The 20521-nt window shown below is 68.7% G+C and carries 10 protein-coding genes; all 10 read left to right on the top strand.

The features are described 5' to 3' along the window. Positions 1–316: 316 nt before the first annotated feature. Positions 317–3079, top strand: coding sequence for a DUF4397 domain-containing protein (locus I7X12_RS20575; RefSeq protein ID WP_232343084.1), 2763 nt, complete (start codon positions 317–319; stop codon positions 3077–3079). 31 nt (positions 3080–3110) lie between these two features. Beyond that, entirely contained in the window at positions 3111–5153 is a 2043-nt protein-coding gene (locus I7X12_RS06465; protein WP_198063030.1) for a glycoside hydrolase family 5 protein, read from the top strand. An 82-nt stretch (positions 5154–5235) separates the two neighbouring features. Next, positions 5236–5529: a fibronectin type III domain-containing protein gene (locus I7X12_RS06460; protein ID WP_198063029.1), complete on the top strand. Its 294-nt coding sequence runs from the start codon at positions 5236–5238 to the stop codon at positions 5527–5529. 41 nt (positions 5530–5570) lie between these two features. After that, positions 5571–5888, top strand: coding sequence for a hypothetical protein (locus tag I7X12_RS06455; RefSeq protein WP_198063028.1), 318 nt, complete (start codon positions 5571–5573; stop codon positions 5886–5888). A gap of 32 nt (positions 5889–5920) precedes the next feature. Next, positions 5921–7426 (top strand): GH12 family glycosyl hydrolase domain-containing protein, encoded by a 1506-nt coding sequence (locus I7X12_RS06450; protein ID WP_198063027.1) that lies wholly within the window; start codon positions 5921–5923, stop codon positions 7424–7426. Between the two features lie 5 nt (positions 7427–7431). Further along, a complete protein-coding gene (locus I7X12_RS06445) occupies positions 7432–10728 on the top strand; it encodes a fibronectin type III domain-containing protein (protein WP_198063026.1) in 3297 nt (1098 codons plus the stop codon). Positions 10729–10756: 28 nt separating this feature from the next. Continuing rightward, positions 10757–13321 carry an endo-1,4-beta-xylanase gene (locus I7X12_RS06440; RefSeq protein WP_198063025.1) on the top strand — a complete coding sequence of 855 codons (2565 nt, stop codon included), beginning with the start codon at positions 10757–10759 and terminating at the stop codon, positions 13319–13321. 33 nt (positions 13322–13354) lie between these two features. Further along, positions 13355–16645: a DUF4397 domain-containing protein gene (locus I7X12_RS20570; RefSeq protein ID WP_232343083.1), complete on the top strand. Its 3291-nt coding sequence runs from the start codon at positions 13355–13357 to the stop codon at positions 16643–16645. Positions 16646–16744: 99 nt separating this feature from the next. Continuing rightward, positions 16745–18352 (top strand): cellulase family glycosylhydrolase, encoded by a 1608-nt coding sequence (locus I7X12_RS06425; RefSeq protein WP_198063024.1) that lies wholly within the window; start codon positions 16745–16747, stop codon positions 18350–18352. A 190-nt stretch (positions 18353–18542) separates the two neighbouring features. Next, a complete protein-coding gene (locus tag I7X12_RS06420) occupies positions 18543–20417 on the top strand; it encodes a hypothetical protein (RefSeq protein WP_198063023.1) in 1875 nt (624 codons plus the stop codon). The last annotated feature ends 104 nt before the right edge of the window (positions 20418–20521 follow it).

The following is a 20521-nucleotide window of genomic DNA, read 5'->3' as shown; positions in this document are numbered from 1 at the left end:
ATGTAAATTACTTGTATTAACTGCTGTATAAACGATAGAGATGTCGACAGAACAGCCGGTAGTACCACATTTAGACGCTGAAACATCGTTCGACCAGTCGAGTCATTTTAGATACTTGTATGAAATATTACTATGACCTACCAAAGTTATTACATAGCTGATCGAGCCGTCTAATATGCCGAAAAACGGCTACTCGGGTCTCGAAAATCGTTATTCTGGATCTGAGTAATTCATTATCTCTCGGGCTAGAAAAACGTTTTATACCGGTCGTTCTATGTACAGTTTACACACCACTCGGTGTGTATCGGAGGTCGAGATGACAAACAAGCAGCAACCCTCGAACGGGGGACGAGAGGCATCGCAATCCAACGAATCGAGCGCGGACGAGGGGGGACCGTCCCGCCGCACCTTCCTGAAAGGGACGGCGGCGGCGGGCGCAGTCGCGCTCGGTGTCGGCGCGGGCGCCGTCGGATCGGCGTCGGCGGGCATCCCGACCCCTCAGTTGCATCGCGACGGCAATCTGATCAAGGATCCGGACGGCAACGTCGTGACGCTGCGCGGGGTGAACATCGCCGACCCCAAGCGGATCAACGTCACGTCGGCGGCTCGGGGGAAAGACGCCGTCCAGGTGATCGACATGCTCACCGACGCGAGCAACGGCTGGTACCCGCGGACGATCCGCGTCCCGGTCCAGCCCGTCGACATCGGTGAGTACGAGCCCGGCTCGGGCCCGCCAGTCCCGGCGTTCGACGAGACCCAGCTGGAGAACTACCTGACCAACCACCTCGACGAGGTCGTCGAGCGTTGCAAGGAGCGGGGCGTCTACTGCATCATCGACTACCACCGCCACCGCGACGTGAGCTGGGCGGAGGGACAGTCGGGGCCGGTCAACACCGAACTCCAGGACGAGGTCGACATGTTCTGGGACATCGTGGCGCCCCGGTACAGCGAGGACTCGCACGTCCTCTACGAGGTGTACAACGAGCCCACCGAGCCAGGGATGTGGGAGGACCCGACCGATACGCAGTGGGTCGCCGACATCTGGCAGCTCTGGCTGGAGATGGCCCAGCCGTGGGTCGACACCATCCGGAGCCACGCCGACAACCTGATCCTCATGGGCTCGCCCTCCTGGACCCAGAGTCCCGAGGGCGCGCTCGTCGAGGAGTTCGACGGCGAGGACATCGCTTACACCTTCCACATCTACCCGGGACACAACTCCAGCAGACAGCAGAACTGGGAGGACGCCTCGATCAACGGCGAGGGCGTCAACGGCGTCTACGAGCAGGCGCCGCTGTTCGTCACCGAGTTCGGCTGGGAGGAGAACGGCGGCCAGTACATCGGCGGGACCGACGAGTTCGGCGACGCTTTCCACGACTTCCTGGAGAAGAGCGAGGCGATCCACTGGACGGCGTGGTGTGCCGACCCGGTCTGGCGCCCGGTCATGTTCGACCGACCGTTCGCCGAGAACGTCGACGACGCCGTCGGTGACCCGTACAACGGCACGGTCCCGGAGGCTTGCTCGGACCTGCCGTGTGAGTGGTCGCTGACCACCGGCAGCGGCGGCATGGGCGACGACATCAAGAGCTGGCTCGAACAGTACCGCAACGACGGCATCCCCGGCGACGGCACGGTGACGCCGCCGACGGACACGCCCGACACGCCCACCGACGAGCCCGCTGGGAGCGCGAACCTCCGTGTCGCGCACTTCTCGCCGGACGCGCCGAACGTGGACGTGTACGTCGACGGAACGGCGGTTCTCACGGACGTGCCCTTCCGGGCGGTCAGCGACTACCTGGAAGTGTCGGCCGGGACTCACACCGTGGAGATCACGGCCGCCGGCGACGCGAGCAATTCGGTCTTCGAAGGCGACGTGACCGTCGCGGACGGCAGCGACTACACGGTCGCCGCGGTGGGCGAACTCGACGCGGACACGCAGTTCCGCCCGCTCGTGCTGGAAGACGACAACAGCGACATCGGCGACGACATGGCGCGGGTCCGCCTGCTCCACGCCTCGCCGGACGCGCCGGCGGTAGACGTGACGACCGCGTCGGGGTCGACGCTGTTCGACGGCGTGAGCTTCGGACAGGCGGGCTACGTCGAAGTGCCCGCGGGTAACTACACCCTGCAGGTGCGCGGCGACACCGCCGGTAACGACGGCGACGTGGTCGCCTCCTTCGACGTGGGGCTGGCCGGTGACACCGTCTACACCGGCTTCGCCGGGGGCTACCTCTCGCCGGGCGACGAGCCGACGAGCGAGGCGTTCGACCTGGCGCTGTCGGTCGACAGCGGCCCCGGCGGCAGCCCCGCCGACGAGACGGCCCCGCCCGCCCCGACCAGCCTCTCGGTCGCGTCGACGAGCACCGACGCCGTGACCGTCGACTGGATGGGCGTCTCCGATTCCGGCGGGAGCGGTCTCGCCGAGTACGCCGTCTACCTCGACGGCTCGATGGAGCAGACGGTCCCCGCGGGGACGACCGAGGCGACCGTCGACGGACTGTCGGCCGACACCACCTATACGGTCGGCGTCGCTGCGGTCGACAACGCGGGCAACGAGTCCGCACAGACCTCGGTCACCGCGACCACCGAGGCCGCCGACACGCCGACGGACGAACCGGACACGCCCACCGACGAGCCGCCGGCCGACGCGATGGTGGTCGACGACTACGACGGCGACCCGGGCTGGGCGAACCACCGCAACGACCTCGGGCAGTGGTGTGGCGCCGGGTCCTTCGCCAACGGCGGTGGCGAGGAGACCGGCGGCGCGCTCGTCCTGGAGTACGACAACGGCGGCTGGTTCCAGGAGCAGATCAACGAGTCCATCGAGGAGTACTCGACGCTCGTCTTCGAGGTCAGCGGCGCGAACGGCGGCGAGGAGTCCGAGGTGCTGTTCGACATGGGGGGCGTCCGCACGATGCTCTCGAACGTCACCGACGACTCCATCGGCACCAGCATGGGGGAAGTCCGCGTGGACCTGGAGTCCGCCGGCGTCGACCGCTCGTCGTCCAGCCTCTCGGTGCGGTTCAACTTCTGGCAGGGCGGCAGTAGCACGCTCGAACTCTCCGAGATCCGACTCGAATAGACAGACAACCGAACCCACACCCTACCAACCAATGAGCGACAACGGCACACACGACGGCGCACAGAAACCGAACGACGACGTATCGACCTCCGACTCGAGTGGCAGTTTCTCCCGTCGGAGCGTCCTGAAGGCGACGGGGGCGGCCGCGGTCACGGCCGGCTTCGCCCAGGCCCTGACGGGATCGGTCGCTGCGGTCGGGATCGACACCCCGCAGCTGCACCGCGACGGCAACAAGATCAAAGACCCCAGCGACAACGAGGTCATCCTCCGCGGGGTCAACATCGCCGACCCCGCCCGACTGGCCCGCAGCTGGCGCGGCAAGGACTCCATGGGCGTCTTCGAGAAGGCGACCAACACCGACGAATCCAACGAGGGCGGCTGGTACAGCCGGATCATCCGACTGCCGACCCAGCCCCAGGACATCGCCAGCGCGGCGAACGACCTCCAGATGGTCCACGGCGACGACTGGGGCCCCCAACTCCCGGGTCAGTTCGACGAGACCGACCTGGAGACGTACTTCTCGACGTACGTCGACCCCATCGTCGACGCTGCCGAGGAGCAGGGGCTGTACGTGATGATCGACTACCATCGCCACTTCCCGATCTTCCACCAGCCCCAGAACGAGGCGGACATCGGCGACTACCAGTGTGGCAACGAGTCGTTCCCCAACGACCTGGGCTTCTGTGGCGAGCGCGGCGTCCTCTGGAACTCCGAGGAGCAGGCCTCCGAACTCGACGGCTACACCGAGGAGTACGCCGCCGAACTCGACCAGGAGCTGCACGACTACTGGAACTTCGTCGCGCCCCGCTACAGCAACCGCACGCACGTCATCTACGACGTCTACAACGAGCCGACCGGCCCGTACGCCGGTGACTGGGGCACGCCGACCCGCGAGCCCAACGCCGGCGAGGACGCCGGTCAGGACACCGACGTGATGGCCCAGGAGTCCAAGCGCTACTGGGACATGTGGGTCGACCGCGCCCAGCCGTGGATCGACACGGTCCGCGAGCACGCCGACAACCTCCTGACCATCGGGTCGCCCCGCTGGAGCCAGTACACCTACTGGGCGCCCCAGAACGAGTTCCAGGGCGACGACATCTGTTACAGCGGCCACGTCTACACCCACGACAGCCTCCGGCCGCTGTCGGACTACTACGGGACGCCCGCCCAGGAGGTCCCGGTCTTCTTCAGCGAGTTCGGCTGGGCCGAGGGCGGCGGCAAGGACAACTTCTCGTTCCTCGAAGGGACGGCCGACGAGTACGCCGACGACTTCGAGTCGTTCATCGACGAGTACCCGGTCCACCCGATCTGCTGGAACTTCGACCACACCTGGGAGCCCGCCTTCTTCCAGCACGACTCCAGCCAGGACGGCACCTGGGAGATCCACGACTACCAGTCCCGTCCCGGTCAGTGGTGGCAGGAGTACCTCGAAGAGAACCGCAACGAGGACCTGCCCAACCCCGACGAGGAAGACACCGAGACGGCGACGGCGACGGCGACGCCGACTTCGACGCCGACCGCGACGCCGACCGCGACGCCGACGCCGACCGACGAGCCGAGCACGCCGACGCCGACCGACGAGCCGAACACGCCGACGCCGACGGACACGCCGACGCCGACGGACGCGCCGGAGACGCCCACCGAGGGGATGACCGTCGACAACTACGACGGCGATCCCGGCTGGGCCAACCACCGCAACGACCTCGGGCAGTGGTGTGGCGCCGGCTCCTTCGAGAACGGCGGCGGCGAGGAGTCCGCCGGCGAGCTGATCCTAGAGTACGACAACGGCGGCTGGTTCCAGGAGCAGATCAACCAGGACGTCAGCGACTACGACACGCTCGTGTTCACCATCCGCGGCGCGAACGGTGGCGAGGAGTCCGAGGTGCTGTTCGACATGGGCGGGGTGCGGACCATGCTCTCGAACGTCACCGACGACTCGATCGGCACGAGCGTGAGCGAGGTGCGCGTCGACATGGAGGCGGCCGGGATCGACCGGTCGCGGCCCTCGGTCCGGTTCAACTTCTGGCAGGGCGGCAGTAGCACGCTCAGGATCAGCGGGATCCACCTGGAGTAACCCGACGACCACGGCGGTCGTCGGCGTCCGGGGCGATCCGGACGCCGGGGGGCGACCGTCGGATGCACGACACGGACCAGCCATGCACCGAACCGACCACGCCGACGGGGGCGACGGGGGAGCGCGCGACCGCGGTACTGGGGGTACTGCGCCGGTCGCGCGGGCCGCACCCACTGGGCTGTCCGTCGACGGTACCACCGCCGTCACGGCCACGCTCTCGTGGCCGACGGCGGCACCGGCGAGGATCGACCACTACGACGTCTACGCCGACGGGAACGAGCGGGCCGAGGCCGAGCCGGCGCGGACCCGCGTCACGCTCGTCGACCTGGCGCCCGCGACGACCCACTCGGTCGACGCGGTCGAACAGCACGACTGACAGACGACAGCGGGGTACAGCCCTGCGGCACACACGGACACATGATACGAGACGACGACCGAGACGACCCATCGACGGGAGACGGGGTCGGCGCGAGCGGACGGTCCGGGGGGGCCCGCCGGCGCCGGTTCCTGCAGGCCGTGGGGAGCGGCGCGCTCGTGCTGGAGTACGACAACGGCGGCGGGTTTCAGGAGCAGGTCGACCGCGACGCGAGCGACGACGCCATCGGCACGAGCGCGACGGATGTGCGCGTCGATCCGGAAGCCGCGGGGGTCGACCGGGCGTCGTCGTCGCTGCGCTTCAACTTCTGGCAGGGCGGTGCGAGCACGTTCGCGATCGAGGAGCGACGGCTCGAATAGACGCGCGATCGACGGGACCGGAGAGACTACACATGACACGAGACGACCACACGGACGACGACACGACCGAATCGAGCGACGAACGCACGGCGACCCCGCGATCCGGCAGCGCCAGCAGACGAAGCGTCCTCAAGGCGGGCGCGGCGCTCGGTGCCGGCGGCCTCGCCGTCGGCCTGGGCGACCGGGCCTCGGCGGCGAAGGTCGAGGAGGTCTGCAACTCCGACTACGGCACCATCGAGGTGGCCGAGGGGTTCTCGCTGGTGGACAACCGCTGGGGCAACGACGCCGCCGACCAGTGTATCTGGCTCAACGAGGACGGCAGCTACGGCTACGACTTCGACGCTTCGGGCACCGGCGGCGGGATCAACTACCCGCAGGTGCTCGTCGGCACCAAGCCGTGGGGCTCGGACACCGGCGTCGCCGACTTCCCGGTGCGCCGGCGGAACGTCGACGAACTGGTGATCGACGTCGAGGCCGACTACGAGGAGTCCGGCGGCGAGTGGGACTGGGCCGAGGAGTGGTGGTTGATGGACCAGCCCGTCAGCCAGGAGACCGCGACGCACCGCTACGAGATCATGCTCCTGCTGGACTGGAACGACCAGCACAGCCACGGCCAGCTCATCGAAGAGGCGATCTGGACCGACCGGTACGGCAACACCGTCGACCTCTGGGCCAACTACGCCGGCGGCGGCACCAACGCGGACTTCTACATCTTCCGCATCCAGGGCGGCCACGACGGCGGAAAGGTCGACCTGAAGCCGATCGTCGATTACATGACCGACGAACAGGGGGTCAGCGAGGACCTGTGGCTGTCGGGTATCGAACTCGGTAACGAGTACTGGGCGGGCTCGACCGGCCAGACGACCTACGAGACCTTCGACGTGACCGTCAACGGGACGACGTACGCCAGCGGTTCCGGCGAGTCCGCCGACAACGGCGGCGACACCGACACGCCGACGGACACGCCAACCGACACGCCGACGGACACGCCCACCGACACGCCGACGGACACGCCCACCGACACGCCGACGGACACGCCCACGGATACGCCGACGGACACGCCCACCGAGGACCCCGGGAGCGGCGGTGGCAGCGAGCCGCCGGCCGACGCGCTCGTGGTCAACGACTACGACGGTGACCCCGCGTGGTCGGCCAACCGCAACGACCTGGGCCAGTGGTGTGGCGCCGGGAGCTTCGAGAACGGCGGCGGCGCGGTCGAAGACGGCGCGCTCGTGCTGGAGTACGACAACGGCGGCTGGTTCCAGGAGCAGATCAACCGGTCGGTGAGCGACTACAGCGACCTCGTGTTGGAAGTCAGCGGCGCCAGCGGTGGCGAGGAGTCCGAATTCCTGTTCGACATGGGCGGGGTGCGGACCACGCTCGCCGACGTCACCGACGACTCGATCGGGACGAGCACGTCGGAAGTCCGTGTCGACCTGGACGCGGCCGGGGTCGACCGTTCGTCGCCGTCGCTCCGGTTCAACTTCTGGCAGGGCGGCAGTAGCACACTGACGATCGAGGGGATCCGTCTGGAGTAATCACGATGAGCGACGACTACGCCGAGACCGACGCCGGTCGACGCGAGGTCTCCGTGGGCCGATCCGGCGACGGCCGCTCGGGAGGCGGCGCCGCGACGGCGACGCGGCGGACGGCGCTGAAGACCATCGGCGCGGCGGCGGCCGGCGGGACGCTCCTGTCCGGGCGTGCGAGCGCCGGCGTACCGACGCCGCGGCTGCACACCGACGGCAAGTGGATCCGCGACCCGCAGGGCAACGAGGTACAGCTACGCGGGATGGCGACGGCCGACCCCGGCTTCTACCGTCAGTATCACCCCAAGTCCTTCGAGGAGGTGCTGCGGTGGGCGACCGACACCGACCGGGGCTGGCACCCGAACGTGGTCCGGCTGCCGATCACGCAGGATAGCGTGAACGAGTTCGGGATCGAGACCGTCGTCTCCGAGTTCGTCCGGCCCGCGGTCGACATCCTCGCCTCCCGCGACGTGTACGCGCTGGTCGATTTCCACCTCATCCGCCCGTACACGCAGGGAGCGACGGAGACGTACAACAGCGAGAACGAGGACACGCTCGACCCGATCGACGACGTGATGCGGACGTTCTGGAACGCGGTCGCGCCGGAGTTCGCCGACGACGAGCACGTCATCTACGAGCTGTTCAACGAGCCGACTCAGCCGGCGATGTACGGCGACGACGAGGGCGCCTGGCAGACCTGGCGCGACGCCGCCCAGCCGTGGGTCGACCTCGTCCGCGAACACGCCCCGGAGACGCCGATCATCGTCGGCTCGCCGCGATGGACTTCCGTGACCCACATGGCCCCGGAGTACCCCTTCGAGGGGGAGAACCTGATCTACGCGGCGCACATCTACCCGGCCAACGGCGCGCCCTCGGAGTTCGACCAGTACTACGGCGAGCCGGCCGACGACGTACCGGTCGTCGTCACCGAGTTCGGCTGGGACCCGGCGGGCGGCAGCGTCGACCAGGGGACCACCTCCGGCTGGGGGGAGCCGTTCCGCCAGTGGGCGGAGGACTACGCCAACATGGGCTGGATATCCTGGTGTTTCGACGACTCGTGGGCGCCGACCTTCTTCGACTCGCCCGGCGAGGGCGCCGCCTCGACGTGGACGCTCAAGGACGGCGACGACCAGATGGGGGGGTATATCAAAGGCTGGCTCGACGAGACGAAGACCGACAGCGTTCCGGCGAGTGCCGTCGACGACTCGACGGCGCCACCCGCACCGCCGAATCCGACGGTCTCCAACGCTACCGAGATCAGCGTCGACCTCTCGTGGGACGGCGTGACCGACGAGGGCGAGGCCGGCCTCTCTCATTACACCGTCTATCTCGATGGCGAGCGTGTCCACGAGGCGCTGGCCGGCGCGACCGAGACGACGGTCAGTGGGCTCTCGCCGGGCACCACCTACGAGTTCGCCGTCACCGCCGAGGACGATGTCGGCAACGAGTCCGACCCGGCGACGGTGGTCGCCGAGACCATCGCACGGGACGCCCAGCAGTCGCCGTACGACGGCCCCCACACGCTACCCGGCCGCGTCCAGGCCGAGGACTTCGACGAGGGCGGCCAGGGGATCAGCTACACCGACACCAGCGCCGCCAACCAGGGCGGAGCGACCTACCGCGACACCGCCGTCGACATCGGTACGTCGGCGGAGTCCGGCTACAACGTCGGGTATATCTCGACCGGCGAGTGGCTGGAGTACACGGTTCAGGTCGAGTCGGCGGGCACACGCACGACGCGGGTCAACGTCTCCGCCGGGTCCGGGGGCGGCGGGACGCTCCGGATCTCCGTCGACGGCGAGACGCTCGCCACGCAGGACGTGTGGCAGACCGGCGGCTGGTCGAACTGGCAGGCGATCCGCGTCGGCGACCTCGACCTTCCCGAGGGCGAACACGTGGTCCGTGTCACCGCCGACTCGGGCGCCTGGAACTTCGACTGGATCGAGTTCGGTGAGTCCAGCGGGAGCGGCGACACCACCGCCCCGCCGGCGCCCGCCGACCTCTCGGTGACCGGGCGGTCGAGCTCCTCGATCTCGGTCGAGTGGGACGGCGTCACCGACACCGGCGGGAGCGGCCTCGATAGCTACGCCGTCCACGTCGACGGCAGCGAGGTCCGGACCGTCCCCGCGGGCACCACCTCGGCGACGGTCGAGGATCTGTCGGCGGAGACGAGGTACTCGGTCGCGGTCTCGGCGGTCGACGGCGCGGGCAACGAGTCGGCGATGACGAGCGCCTCGGCGACGACCGACGCCGCCGCCGACACGACCGCGCCCTCTGCACCCGCGAACCTCTCCGTGACGGACACCACGAGCGCCTCCGTCTCGGTGTCGTGGGACGCCGCCACCGACGACGGTAGCGGCGTCGACCACTACGTCGTTTCCCTCGACGGCAGCGAGGACGGGACGGTCCCGGCCGGCACCACGACCGCCACTGTCGACGGTCTCGCCGCCGACAGTTCCTACGAGATCGGCGCCAGCGCGGTCGACGCTGCGGGCAACGCATCCCCGACGGTGACCGTCGCGGCGACGACCGACGAGAGCGACGGCGACGCGACCGCCCCCTCGGCGCCCCCGAACCTCTCGGTGACGGACACGACCACCTCGACGGTCGCTCTCTCGTGGGACGCGTCGACCGATCCGGGCGGGAGCGGCGTCGACCACTACGTCGTTTCCCTCGACGGCAGCGACGAACAGACGGTCCCCGCGGACACCACGGCTGCGACGGTCCAGGGGCTCTCGATCGAGACCGCCTACGACCTCGCGGTCACGGCGGTCGACGGCGCGGGCAACGAGTCCGCGGCGGCGACCGTGACCGCGACGACCGCGGCGAGTGACGACGACGGGAGCGAAGACGACGGCAGCGACGGCGAGACGCCCGCCGACGCGCTGGTGGTCGACGACTACGACGGCGACCCGGGCTGGCCGAGTCATCGCAACGACCTGGACCAGTGGTGTGGGGCCGGCAGCTTCGCCAACGGCGGCGGCGAGGAGACCGGCGGCGCGCTCGTCCTGGAGTACGACGACGGCGGCTGGTTCCAGAGCCAGATCAACCGGGACGTGAGCGACTACGACACGCTGGTGTTCGAGGTCAGCGGCGCGAACGGGGGCGAGGAGTCCGAAGTCCTGTTCGACATGGGCGGGGTACGGACGATGCTCGCCGACGTCACCGACGACTCGGTCGGGACGAGTACGAGCGCGGTGCGCGTCGACATGGAGTCGACGGGCATCGACCGCTCGTCGCCGTCGGTGCGGTTGAACTTCTGGCAGGGCGGCAGTAGCACGCTGACCATCGAGGAGATCCGGCTCGAGTAGCGAACGACGCGCGACGACATCTACATCCATGCCAAACGACGACACGAACGACATCGAATCGACGACGGCGCCGGCCGACAGCGGAAGCGTCGAGACGGGCGCCGGGCGTCCGGACCGCTCCGACGACGCCGCCGAGGTACCGGCGTCGATGGACCGGCGGGACTACCTGAAAGCGTCGCTGGCCGCGGCGGCCGCGGCGGGGCTCGGCGGCGCGGCCAGCGGGACGGCGGCCGCGGAGACGGCCGACACCGCCAAGACGGTCGACGAGCGCATCCAGGAGCACCGGACCGGCGACCTCGAAGTGGTCGTCGAGAACCCCGACGGCTCGGCGGTCTCCGGTGCGGAAGTATCGGTTTCCCAGCAAGAACACGAGTTCGGTTTCGGGACGGCGGTCAACGCCGACAGGCTCGTCGACCAGTCCAGCGAGGGCGACAACTACCGCGAGTACATCCCGGAGCTGTTCAACACGGCGGTGCTCGGGAACCACCACAAGTGGCGGTTCTGGGAGAACAACCGCCAGACCGCCGACGAGGCGACGAACTGGTTGCTCGACCAGGGGCTGGACATGCGGGGACACGTCTGCCTGTGGGGCCGCGAGGACGTGGCGGCGATCCCCTCGGATATCCAGACAGCCATCGAGGAACGCGACGCCGAGACGATCCGCGAGCGCTCGATGGCCCACATCGAGGAGATCATCACCCACTACGGCGACGACATCACCGACTGGGACGTCGTCAACGAGGCGATGCACGTCTACCAGCTCCAGCTCGGCGTCTACGGCGACCAGATCGACACCGAGGAGCCCTGGAACGGTGAGGTCGTTCCGTGGACCTCCCAGCTGCTGGCCGACTGGTACGACGAGGCGGCCTCGGTCATCGACGAGAACGACCTCGACGTCGGCATCGCGGTCAACGACTTCAACCAGTTCCCTTACAGCTACACGGACAATCGCTACGAGTCGCAGATCGACCACATCAACGAAAACGGGGCGCAGGTCGACACGGTCGGCCTGCAGGCACATATCGCCGCTCGGGAGGGCGAGTTCGACACGAACAGCGACCCGGACGGGCGCATCGACGTCGACCAGGTGGTATCCGAGATCAACACGTGGGCCGACCACGGCGCACGCGTGAAGATCACGGAGTTCGACACGTACAACGGCGACGACTGGAACTCCGACGAGGAGCGCGCCGACGTGACGGAGAACTACCTGCGCGGCGCGTTCTCCCACCCGGGCGTCGACGCCTTCGTCGTCTGGGGCTTCTGGGACGGCGACCACTGGGAGAACGAGGCGCCGCTGTTCTACCAGGACTGGTCGCAGAAACCGGCCTACGACGTGTGGACCGGGCTGGTCTACGACGAGTGGTGGACCGACGACTCCGGGACCACCGACGACTCGGGCGCGTACGCGACCAGCGCCTTCCTCGGCGACCACGAGATCACGGTCGGCACCGACAGCGCCGAGACGACCGAGACGGTCTCGGTCTCCGACGCGTCGGGCACGACGACGGTCACCGTCACGGTCGAAGGCGACGGTGGCGGGACGGGCGACACGCAGCCCCCCTCGGTGCCGGAGGCCCTCTCGGTGTCGGCGACGACCGATTCGACGGTCACGGTCACCTGGGACGACGCCTCAGACAACGGTTCGTCGGGACTCGACGGGTACGTCGTCTCCGTGAACGGCGGTCGAGACCAGACGGTCGGCGCCGGGATGACGACCGCGACGGTCGAGGAGCTGTCGGCTGGTAGTTCGTACGAGATCGGCGTCGCGGCGGTCGACGGCGCGGGCAACGTGTCCGCGGCCGCGACCGTGACGGCGACGACCGCGGCCCGCGACGACGGTGACACTGACGCACCGTCGGTGCCGGCGAACCTCTCGGTGACGACCGCGACGACCGCGACGGTCGAGGTGTCGTGGGACGTGTCGACCGACTCGGGCGGAAGCGGCCTCGACCGGTACGCTGTCTCCGTCGACGGCAGCGAAGCCGAGTCGGTCGACGCGGACACCACGTCGACGACGGTCGAGGGACTCTCGGCGGACACCAGCTACGAGATCGCGGTCACGGCGGTCGACGGTGCAGGCAACGAGTCCGACGCCGCGACGGTCGCGGCGACGACGGCCGCCGCCGACGGCGGCGACGGCGAGACGCCAGCCGACGCGCTGGTGGTCGACGACTACGACGGCGATCCCGGCTGGGCGAGCCACCGCAACGACCTGGGCCAGTGGTGTGGCGCCGGGAGCTTCGAGAACGGCGGCGGCGCGGTCGAAGACGGCGCGCTCGTCCTGGAGTACGACAACGGCGGCTGGTTCCAGGAGCAGATCAACCAGTCCATCGAGGAGTACTCGACGCTGGTGTTCGAGGTCAGCGGTACGAACGGGGGCGAGGAGTCCGAAGTCCTGTTCGACATGGGCGGGGTACGGACGATGCTCGCCGACGTCACCGACGACGTCGTCGGGACGAGTACGAGCGCGGTGCGCGTCGACATGGAGTCAGCGGGTATCGACCGCTCTGTGGGGGGACTTTCGGTGCGGTTGAACTTCTGGCAGGGCGGTAGCAGCGTCCTCACTATCGAGGAGATTCGGCTCGAATAGCGCGCGAACCAACACGAGACACACACGGAATCTATGACGAACGACGACACACACGAGCGAGCACAGACCGATCGGACAGACCTGCCGGCGGCCGAGGCGGCCGACGGAACCGACCTCGAGGCCGGGGCGACCGACGCCGCCGAGCCCGAGGTCGTCGACGACGACGCCGCGGCGGCGTTCGCGTCGATGGACCGGCGGGACTACCTGAAGGCGTCGCTGGCCGCGGCGGCCATGGCGGGTCTCGGAAGCGCGGCCAGCGGGACGGCGGCCGCGGAGACGGCCGACACCGCCAAGACGGTCGACGAGCGCATCCAGGAGCACCGGACCGGCGACCTCGAAGTGGTCGTCGAGAACCCCGACGGCTCGGTGGTCTCGGGGGCCGAAGTCTCGATCTCCCAGCAGGAACACGAGTTCGGTTTCGGGACGGCGGTCAACGCCAACACGCTGATCAACCAGTCTAGTGAAGGCGACAACTATCGCCAGTACATCCCGGAGCTGTTCAACAAGGCGGTGATGGAGAACCGCCACAAGTGGGACTTCTGGGAGAACGAGCAGGCGCTGGCCGACGAGGCGACCGACTGGGTCCTCGACCAGGGGCTGGACATGCGGGGGCACGTCTGCCTGTGGGGCCGCGAGGACGTGGCGGCCATCCCCTCGGACATCAACACGGCCATCGACAACAACGACGCCGAGACGATCCGCGAGCGCTCGATGGCCCACATCGAGGAGATCATCACCCACTACGGCGAGGACATGACCGAGTGGGAGGTCGTCAACGAGGCGATGCACGTCTACCAGATGCAGATCGGCGTCTACGGCGACCAGATCGACACCGAGGAGCCCTGGACGGGCGAGGTCGTTCCGTGGACCTCCCAGCTGCTGGCCGACTGGTACGACAAGGCCGCGTCGGTCATCGACGAGAACGACCTCGACCTGGGGATCGCGCTCAACGACTTCAACCAGTTCCCCTACAGCTACACGGACAGCCGCTACGAGTCGGAGATCGACCACATCAACAGCAACGCGGTCCAGCTCGACACGGTCGGGCTGCAGGCCCACGTCGCCGCCCGCACGGGCGAGTACAACAGCAACTCCAGTCCGGACGGGCGCATCGACGCGGGTCAGGTCGCCGACGAGATGAACACGTGGGCCGACCACGGCGCGCGGCTGAAGATCACGGAGTTCGACACGTACAACGGCAGCGACTGGAACTCCGACGAGGAGCGCGCCCAGATGCTCGAGAACTACCTGCGCGGCGCGTTCTCCCACCCTGGATGTGACGATTTCATCATGTGGGGCTTCTGGGACGGCCGCCACTGGGAGAACGAGGCGCCGCTGTTCTACCAGGACTGGTCGCAGAAACCGGCCTACGACGTGTGGACTGGGCTGGTCTACGACGAGTGGTGGACCGACGACTCCGGGACCACCGACGACTCGGGCGCGTACGCGACCAGCGCCTTCCTCGGCGACCACGAGATCACGGTCGGCACCGACAGCGCCGAGACGACCGAGACGGTCTCGGTCTCCGACGCGTCGGGCACGACGACGGTCACCGTCACGGTCGAAGGCGACGGTGGCGGCGATACGGGCGACACGCAGCCCCCCTCGGTGCCGGAGGCCCTCTCGGTGTCGGCGACGACCGATTCGACGGTCACGGTCACCTGGGACGGCGTCTCCGACAACGGATCCGCCGGCCTCTCGGAGTACGTCGTCTGGGTCGACGGCAGCGAGGACGCGACCGTCGGTGCGGGGATGACGACCGCGACGGTCGAGGGTCTCTCCGCGGAGACGAGCTACACGATCGGCGTCACGGCGGTCGACGGCGCGGGCAACGAGTCCGACGCCGCGACGGTCACCGCGACGACCGACGAGAGCACGACCGAACCCTCGGGGAGCGCGAACCTCCGTGTCGCGCACTTCTCGCCGGACGCGCCGAACGTGGACGTGTACGTCGACGGAACGGCGGTTCTCACGGACGTGCCCTTCCGGGCGGTCAGCGACTACCTGGAAGTGTCGGCCGGGACTCACACCGTGGAGATCACGGCCGCCGGCGACGCGAGCAATTCGGTCTTCGAAGGCGACGTGACCGTCGCGGACGGTAGCGACTACACGGTCGCCGCGGTGGGCGAACTCGACGCGGACACGGAGTTCCGCCCGCTCGTGCTGGAAGACGACAACAGCGACATCGGTGAGGACACGGCACGGCTCCGCCTGCTCCACGCCTCGCCGGACGCGCCGGCGGTGGACGTGACGACCGCGTCGGGGTCGACGCTGTTCGACGGCGTGAGCTTCGGACAGGCGGGCTACGTCGAAGTGCCCGCGGGTAACTACACCCTGCAGGTGCGCGGCGACACCGCCGGTAACGACGGCGACGTGGTCGCCTCCTTCGACGTGGGGCTGGCCGGCGACACCGTCTACACGGGCTTCGCCGGGGGCTACCTCTCGCCGGGCGACGAGCCGACGAGCGAGGCGTTCGACCTGGCGCTGTCGGTCGACAGCGGCCCTGGCGGCGAGCCGGATACGCCGAGCGACGAACCGGCCGGCGACGGGCTGGTCGTCCACGAGTTCGACGGGAGTGCGTATCCCGGCTCGAACGACCTGGGCAACTGGGCCGACGGCGGGAGCTTCGCCAACGGCGACGGCAGCGGGGAGGTCACCGACGGCGCGCTGCGGCTGGCGTACGACAACGCCGGCTGGTTCGGCAGCAACGTGAGCCAGTCGGTCGCCGACCGGCCGACGCTACACCTCCGCGTCCGGGGCGACTCGGGCGGCGAGGAGAGCGACTTCACCGTTCAGGTCGGCGGCGCGAGCGACCTGCTCGCGAACGTCACCGACGACACGATCGGGACCGAGTGGTCGACCGTGACGGTCGACCTCGAAGCGATGGGCGCCGATCTGGAGAACCCCCAGTCCGTCCGCCTGAACTTCTGGCAGGGCGCCTCCGGTGCCGTCGAGATCGACCGCATCACCATCGGCGGCTCCGGCGGAGGCGGTAGCGACGACGGCTCGGACGGTTCGGACGGTTCGGACGGTTCGGACGGCTCCGATGGCGACTCGGGTAGCAGTGGCGACCTGATCGCGGAGATCGACCCGAGCGCGACCTCGGCGTCGGTCGGCGACCGGGTCAGTTTCCGCGTCACGGACACCACCGACTCGGGCAGCTGGATCGGCTCGCTGTCCTGGAGTCTGGGCAACGGCGAGTCGGGAAGCGGCTGGTACGCCGAGACGACCTACGACTCGGCGGGGACCTACACGGTCGAACTGACCGCGACGAACAACGAAGGCGCCTCGACCACCGACACGGTGGAGATCACCGTCTCCTGACGGCCGCGACCGGCGGCCGGGACGGTGTGTCTCCGGCCGTATCTCACCGCACCCGTCCGGTGACAGCCCGCGAGACACGACTCCAGACGAGACACGACCATGCATTCCGACGACCCACCACGGCAGGCACAGGACGGCGAACAGCGACGCGACCGCGGGGACGGTCGCGGCCCGGTCGGCGGGAGCGGCGACGCTTCGAGCGACGGCGGGACCGGCGGCCCGCGGCGACGGACGGTCCTGCGCGGGCTCGGCGGCGGCGTCGCGCTGGGCGCGGCCGGCACGCTCGGCGCGGCGGTGACGACGGCGGCCGGCGCCTCCTTCGGCGACGGCGTCAACCTCCAGCCCTCGTACTTCTGCGACGGCGACCAGGACCTGGGCTACGACCTGATGCGCGAGTATCCGGACATCGAGACGGTCCGGATCGAGATCGAGCCGTTCTCGTTCAACGAGGTCGCGACGACCGTCGAGGACGCCAAGCGCTGGATCGACGAGGCCGCCGCCCACGGCCTGAACGTGATCGCTACGTACCACCATTACCCCGACAACGGGTCGGCCAGCGCCGCGGCGCTGCAGAACGCTGCGGAGTTCTGGGCGGAGCACTACGAGACGCTTTCGGCCGACACCGACATCACGGTCAACATGATGAACGAGTGGGGGAACCATCGGGTGACCGCCGACGAGTACGCCGCCGCGTACGACGAGGCGATCGACACCGTCCGCTCGGAGACGAGCTACTCGGGGCCGATCGTCTGCGACGCGCCCGGCTGGGGCCAGGGCACCTACCGGCTGGCCGACGCCGTCGAGGCGATCGACGACGACGACCTGATCCTCTCGGCGCACGTCTACCCCAGCGCGTGGAACGCGACGACAGGCCAGAACCTCGTCCCCGAGGATCTGGACGTGCTCGACGAGACGAGCTACCCCTGCATGATCGGCGAGTTCGGCAACTACGCGAACTCGACGGGCGCCGACTGGTCGGCTATCGTCGACTACGCGAGCGAGCTGGGCTGGCCGGTCGTCGGCTGGGCCTGGAACGGCGACGGGTCGGCGGACCCGATGAACATGGCCGACCCCTACTGGGGCGACGACTGTTCGGCCGACAGCTACGCGACGAGCGACTACTTCTCGGTCGTCTACAGCAAGCTCGGCGACGGCGGGACCCAGACGCCCACGCCGACGGACGAACCGAACACGCCGACCGACGAGCCGAGTACGCCCACGCCGACGGACGAACCGAACACGCCGACCGATACGCCGACGAACACGCCTGCGGCCGACGCGCTGGTCGTCGACGACTACGACGGTGACCCCGGCTGGTCGTCCCATCGGAACGACCTCGGGCAGTGGTGCGGGGCCGGGTCGTTCGAGAACGGCGGCGGCGAGGAGACGGACGGCGCGCTGGTGCTGGCGTACGACAACGGCGGCTGGTACCAGACGCAGATCAACCGCGACGTGAGCGACTACGACACGCTCGTCCTCCGGCTGCGCGGCGCGAACGGCGGCGAGGAGTCGGAAGTGCTGTTCGACATGGGCGGGGTGCGGACCATGCTCTCGAACGTCACCGACGACTCCGTCGGCACCAGCATGGGGGACGTTCGCGTCGACATGGAAGCGGCCGGGATCGACCGCTCGTCGCCGTCGGTCCGGTTCAACTTCTGGCAGGGCGCCAGTAGCACACTGACGATCGAGGAGGTGCGACTGGAGTAGGGCCCGACCGCTCCGCCACGATTCCCCTTCCCCGGGGTTCCTGCCCCGACCACGCCCGTTCCGGACCGTGCCGCGTGGTGCGGTCCGCACGCCACGGGGTTCGTTCCGATCCCGGTAGAGTTAGGATTCTGCAAAAATTATTTTTCAATCCGTTAAATTTAATAACTATAGTACGTATGTGTATTTTGCAATGGTAGATAGACGAACCGTACTGAAGGGGGGTATCGCATTCGGAAGCCTGGGTCTGGTGTCGACGGCACTGGGTCAGGAGTCCGCGCTGGTCGTCCACGACTTCGATGGGGGTGCCTATCCTGGGTCGAACGACCTGGGTAACTGGGCCGGCGCGGGCAGTTTCGCCAACGGCGACGGCAGTGGGGAGGTCGCCGACGGCGCGCTCCGACTGGAGTACGACAACGCTGGCTGGTTCGCGAGCAACGTCCGCCAGTCGGTCGCCGACCACGGCCAGCTGACGATGCGAGTCCGGGGGGACGCCGGCGGCGAGGAGAGCGACTTCCTGGTCGACGTGGGTGGCGCGAGGGACCTGCTTGGGAACCTCACCGACGACACCATCGGCACGGAGTGGTCGACGGTGTCGGTCGACCTCTCGGCGGTCGGCAGCGACCCGGAGAACCCGAAGGCCGTGCGGTTCAACTTCTGGCAGGGCGCCTCCGGCGCCGTCGAGATCGACCGGATCGCGTTCACGAGCGACGGCGAGGCGCCGCCGTCGACCGCGACGGCGACGCCGACGCCGACGTCGACACCGACGGATACGCCCGACGACGACACGCCGACGCCGACGGATACGCCCGACGACGACACGCCGACGGATACGCCCGACGACGACACGCCCACCGACGCGCCGGACGACGGCGGGAGCACGTGGGACGTGCCGTTCCCCGAGCGACCGCCCGCGCCCGACTCGCTGCCGGCGGCCTCGGAGATCACCGAGGACACGACGGTCGCGGAGCTCTACGACGGCTTCGACGACCCCTACTACGTGCCGCGCAGCTTCACGGACTACCTGCCCGGCGAGACGGGCTCGAAGCTCCAGGAGTGGACGGACACCGAGAAGGCCGAGGAGTTCGACTACGACGTGAGCGCCGTCGAGGACAACGTCGGCGACGGTTCGCTGACGCTCGGCCAGCTCGGCACGCAGGCGCTACCGTACGTGAAACAGCTCGCGGAGAACGACTTCCCGGCCCACGCGACGGTGAAGCTGCTGCCGCGGCTGGCGCTGCTGCCCGACGAGGAGGAGGATCCGGGTGTCCACGACGAGCCGTCGGTCGTCTGGGACGAGACCGCGGGGCCGACCGCGGCCACCAACGACCCCGACCAGCTGATCCAGGACCGCTGGCCGACCGACGCGCGGACCTACCAGCCGATGGAGGTCCGCGTCCGCGACCGCGCCCACGACCAGCCCCAGTACGACGACAGCCGCGAGTGGGCGAGTTCAGGGAGCATCTCCGATTCGTTCTACAACGACGAGACGAACCCGCTCCTCGACGCCGCAGCCGAGAAAGTCCACCCGGCGACCGGCGAGTCGCTGGGCGGTGACGGCTTCACCGCCAACGCGCCAATGGAGGCGGAGATCCGCATCCACGAGACCGGCGGGAGCTACATCAACCAGTACCTCAAGCTCACGAACACCAGCGAGGTGCCCTACTTCCAGGACGCCGCGGTCATCTGGTGGCTCGGCCCGTCGGGCAACGCCTCGAACCTCTCGGACGGTCACTGGAACAACCCCCACCGCCCGAGCGCGTCGCTGGGCCACCCCCAGCGCGACGTGATCGAGGTGAACCATCCGGACTACGACGAGCTGTCGGTGTACGCGGTCCGGCTGGCCAACCACGACGAACCGTACCACATGCGGACCATCTATCCCGGCCAGAGCGTCGCCATGGAGATCGGCACGCCACGGGACGGCAGCGCGTGGTCGACCAGCGCCGAACGTCAGGACCTGGTCGACACGATGCTCGACTCGCTGCACGTCGAACTGGAGACGAACCTCGACCGCAACGACCCGATCGTCGACGCCGTCGACCTGACCTACCGCGTCCCGAACTGATCCCGGTCGCTCCCGAACCGACCGCGGCAGTTCCCGAACCGACCGTGACCGGTTCACGACCCCGCCCGCGGCCGCGGCGTCGTCGCCCCTGACGGCGGCGCTGC

The organism is Halosimplex litoreum (assembly GCF_016065055.1).
GTDB lineage: Archaea > Halobacteriota > Halobacteria > Halobacteriales > Haloarculaceae > Halosimplex > Halosimplex litoreum.
Note: the sequence above shows the minus strand (reverse complement) of the source record. Positions and strands in the feature narration are given on the sequence as shown.

Coding starts and splice junctions, on each gene's coding strand:
- I7X12_RS20575 (WP_232343084.1), top strand. CDS start 317: ATGACAAACAAGCAGCAACCCTCGAACGGGGGACGAGAGGCATCGCAA.
- I7X12_RS06465 (WP_198063030.1), top strand. CDS start 3,111: ATGAGCGACAACGGCACACACGACGGCGCACAGAAACCGAACGACGAC.
- I7X12_RS06460 (WP_198063029.1), top strand. CDS start 5,236: ATGCACCGAACCGACCACGCCGACGGGGGCGACGGGGGAGCGCGCGAC.
- I7X12_RS06455 (WP_198063028.1), top strand. CDS start 5,571: ATGATACGAGACGACGACCGAGACGACCCATCGACGGGAGACGGGGTC.
- I7X12_RS06450 (WP_198063027.1), top strand. CDS start 5,921: ATGACACGAGACGACCACACGGACGACGACACGACCGAATCGAGCGAC.
- I7X12_RS06445 (WP_198063026.1), top strand. CDS start 7,432: ATGAGCGACGACTACGCCGAGACCGACGCCGGTCGACGCGAGGTCTCC.
- I7X12_RS06440 (WP_198063025.1), top strand. CDS start 10,757: ATGCCAAACGACGACACGAACGACATCGAATCGACGACGGCGCCGGCC.
- I7X12_RS20570 (WP_232343083.1), top strand. CDS start 13,355: ATGACGAACGACGACACACACGAGCGAGCACAGACCGATCGGACAGAC.
- I7X12_RS06425 (WP_198063024.1), top strand. CDS start 16,745: ATGCATTCCGACGACCCACCACGGCAGGCACAGGACGGCGAACAGCGA.
- I7X12_RS06420 (WP_198063023.1), top strand. CDS start 18,543: ATGGTAGATAGACGAACCGTACTGAAGGGGGGTATCGCATTCGGAAGC.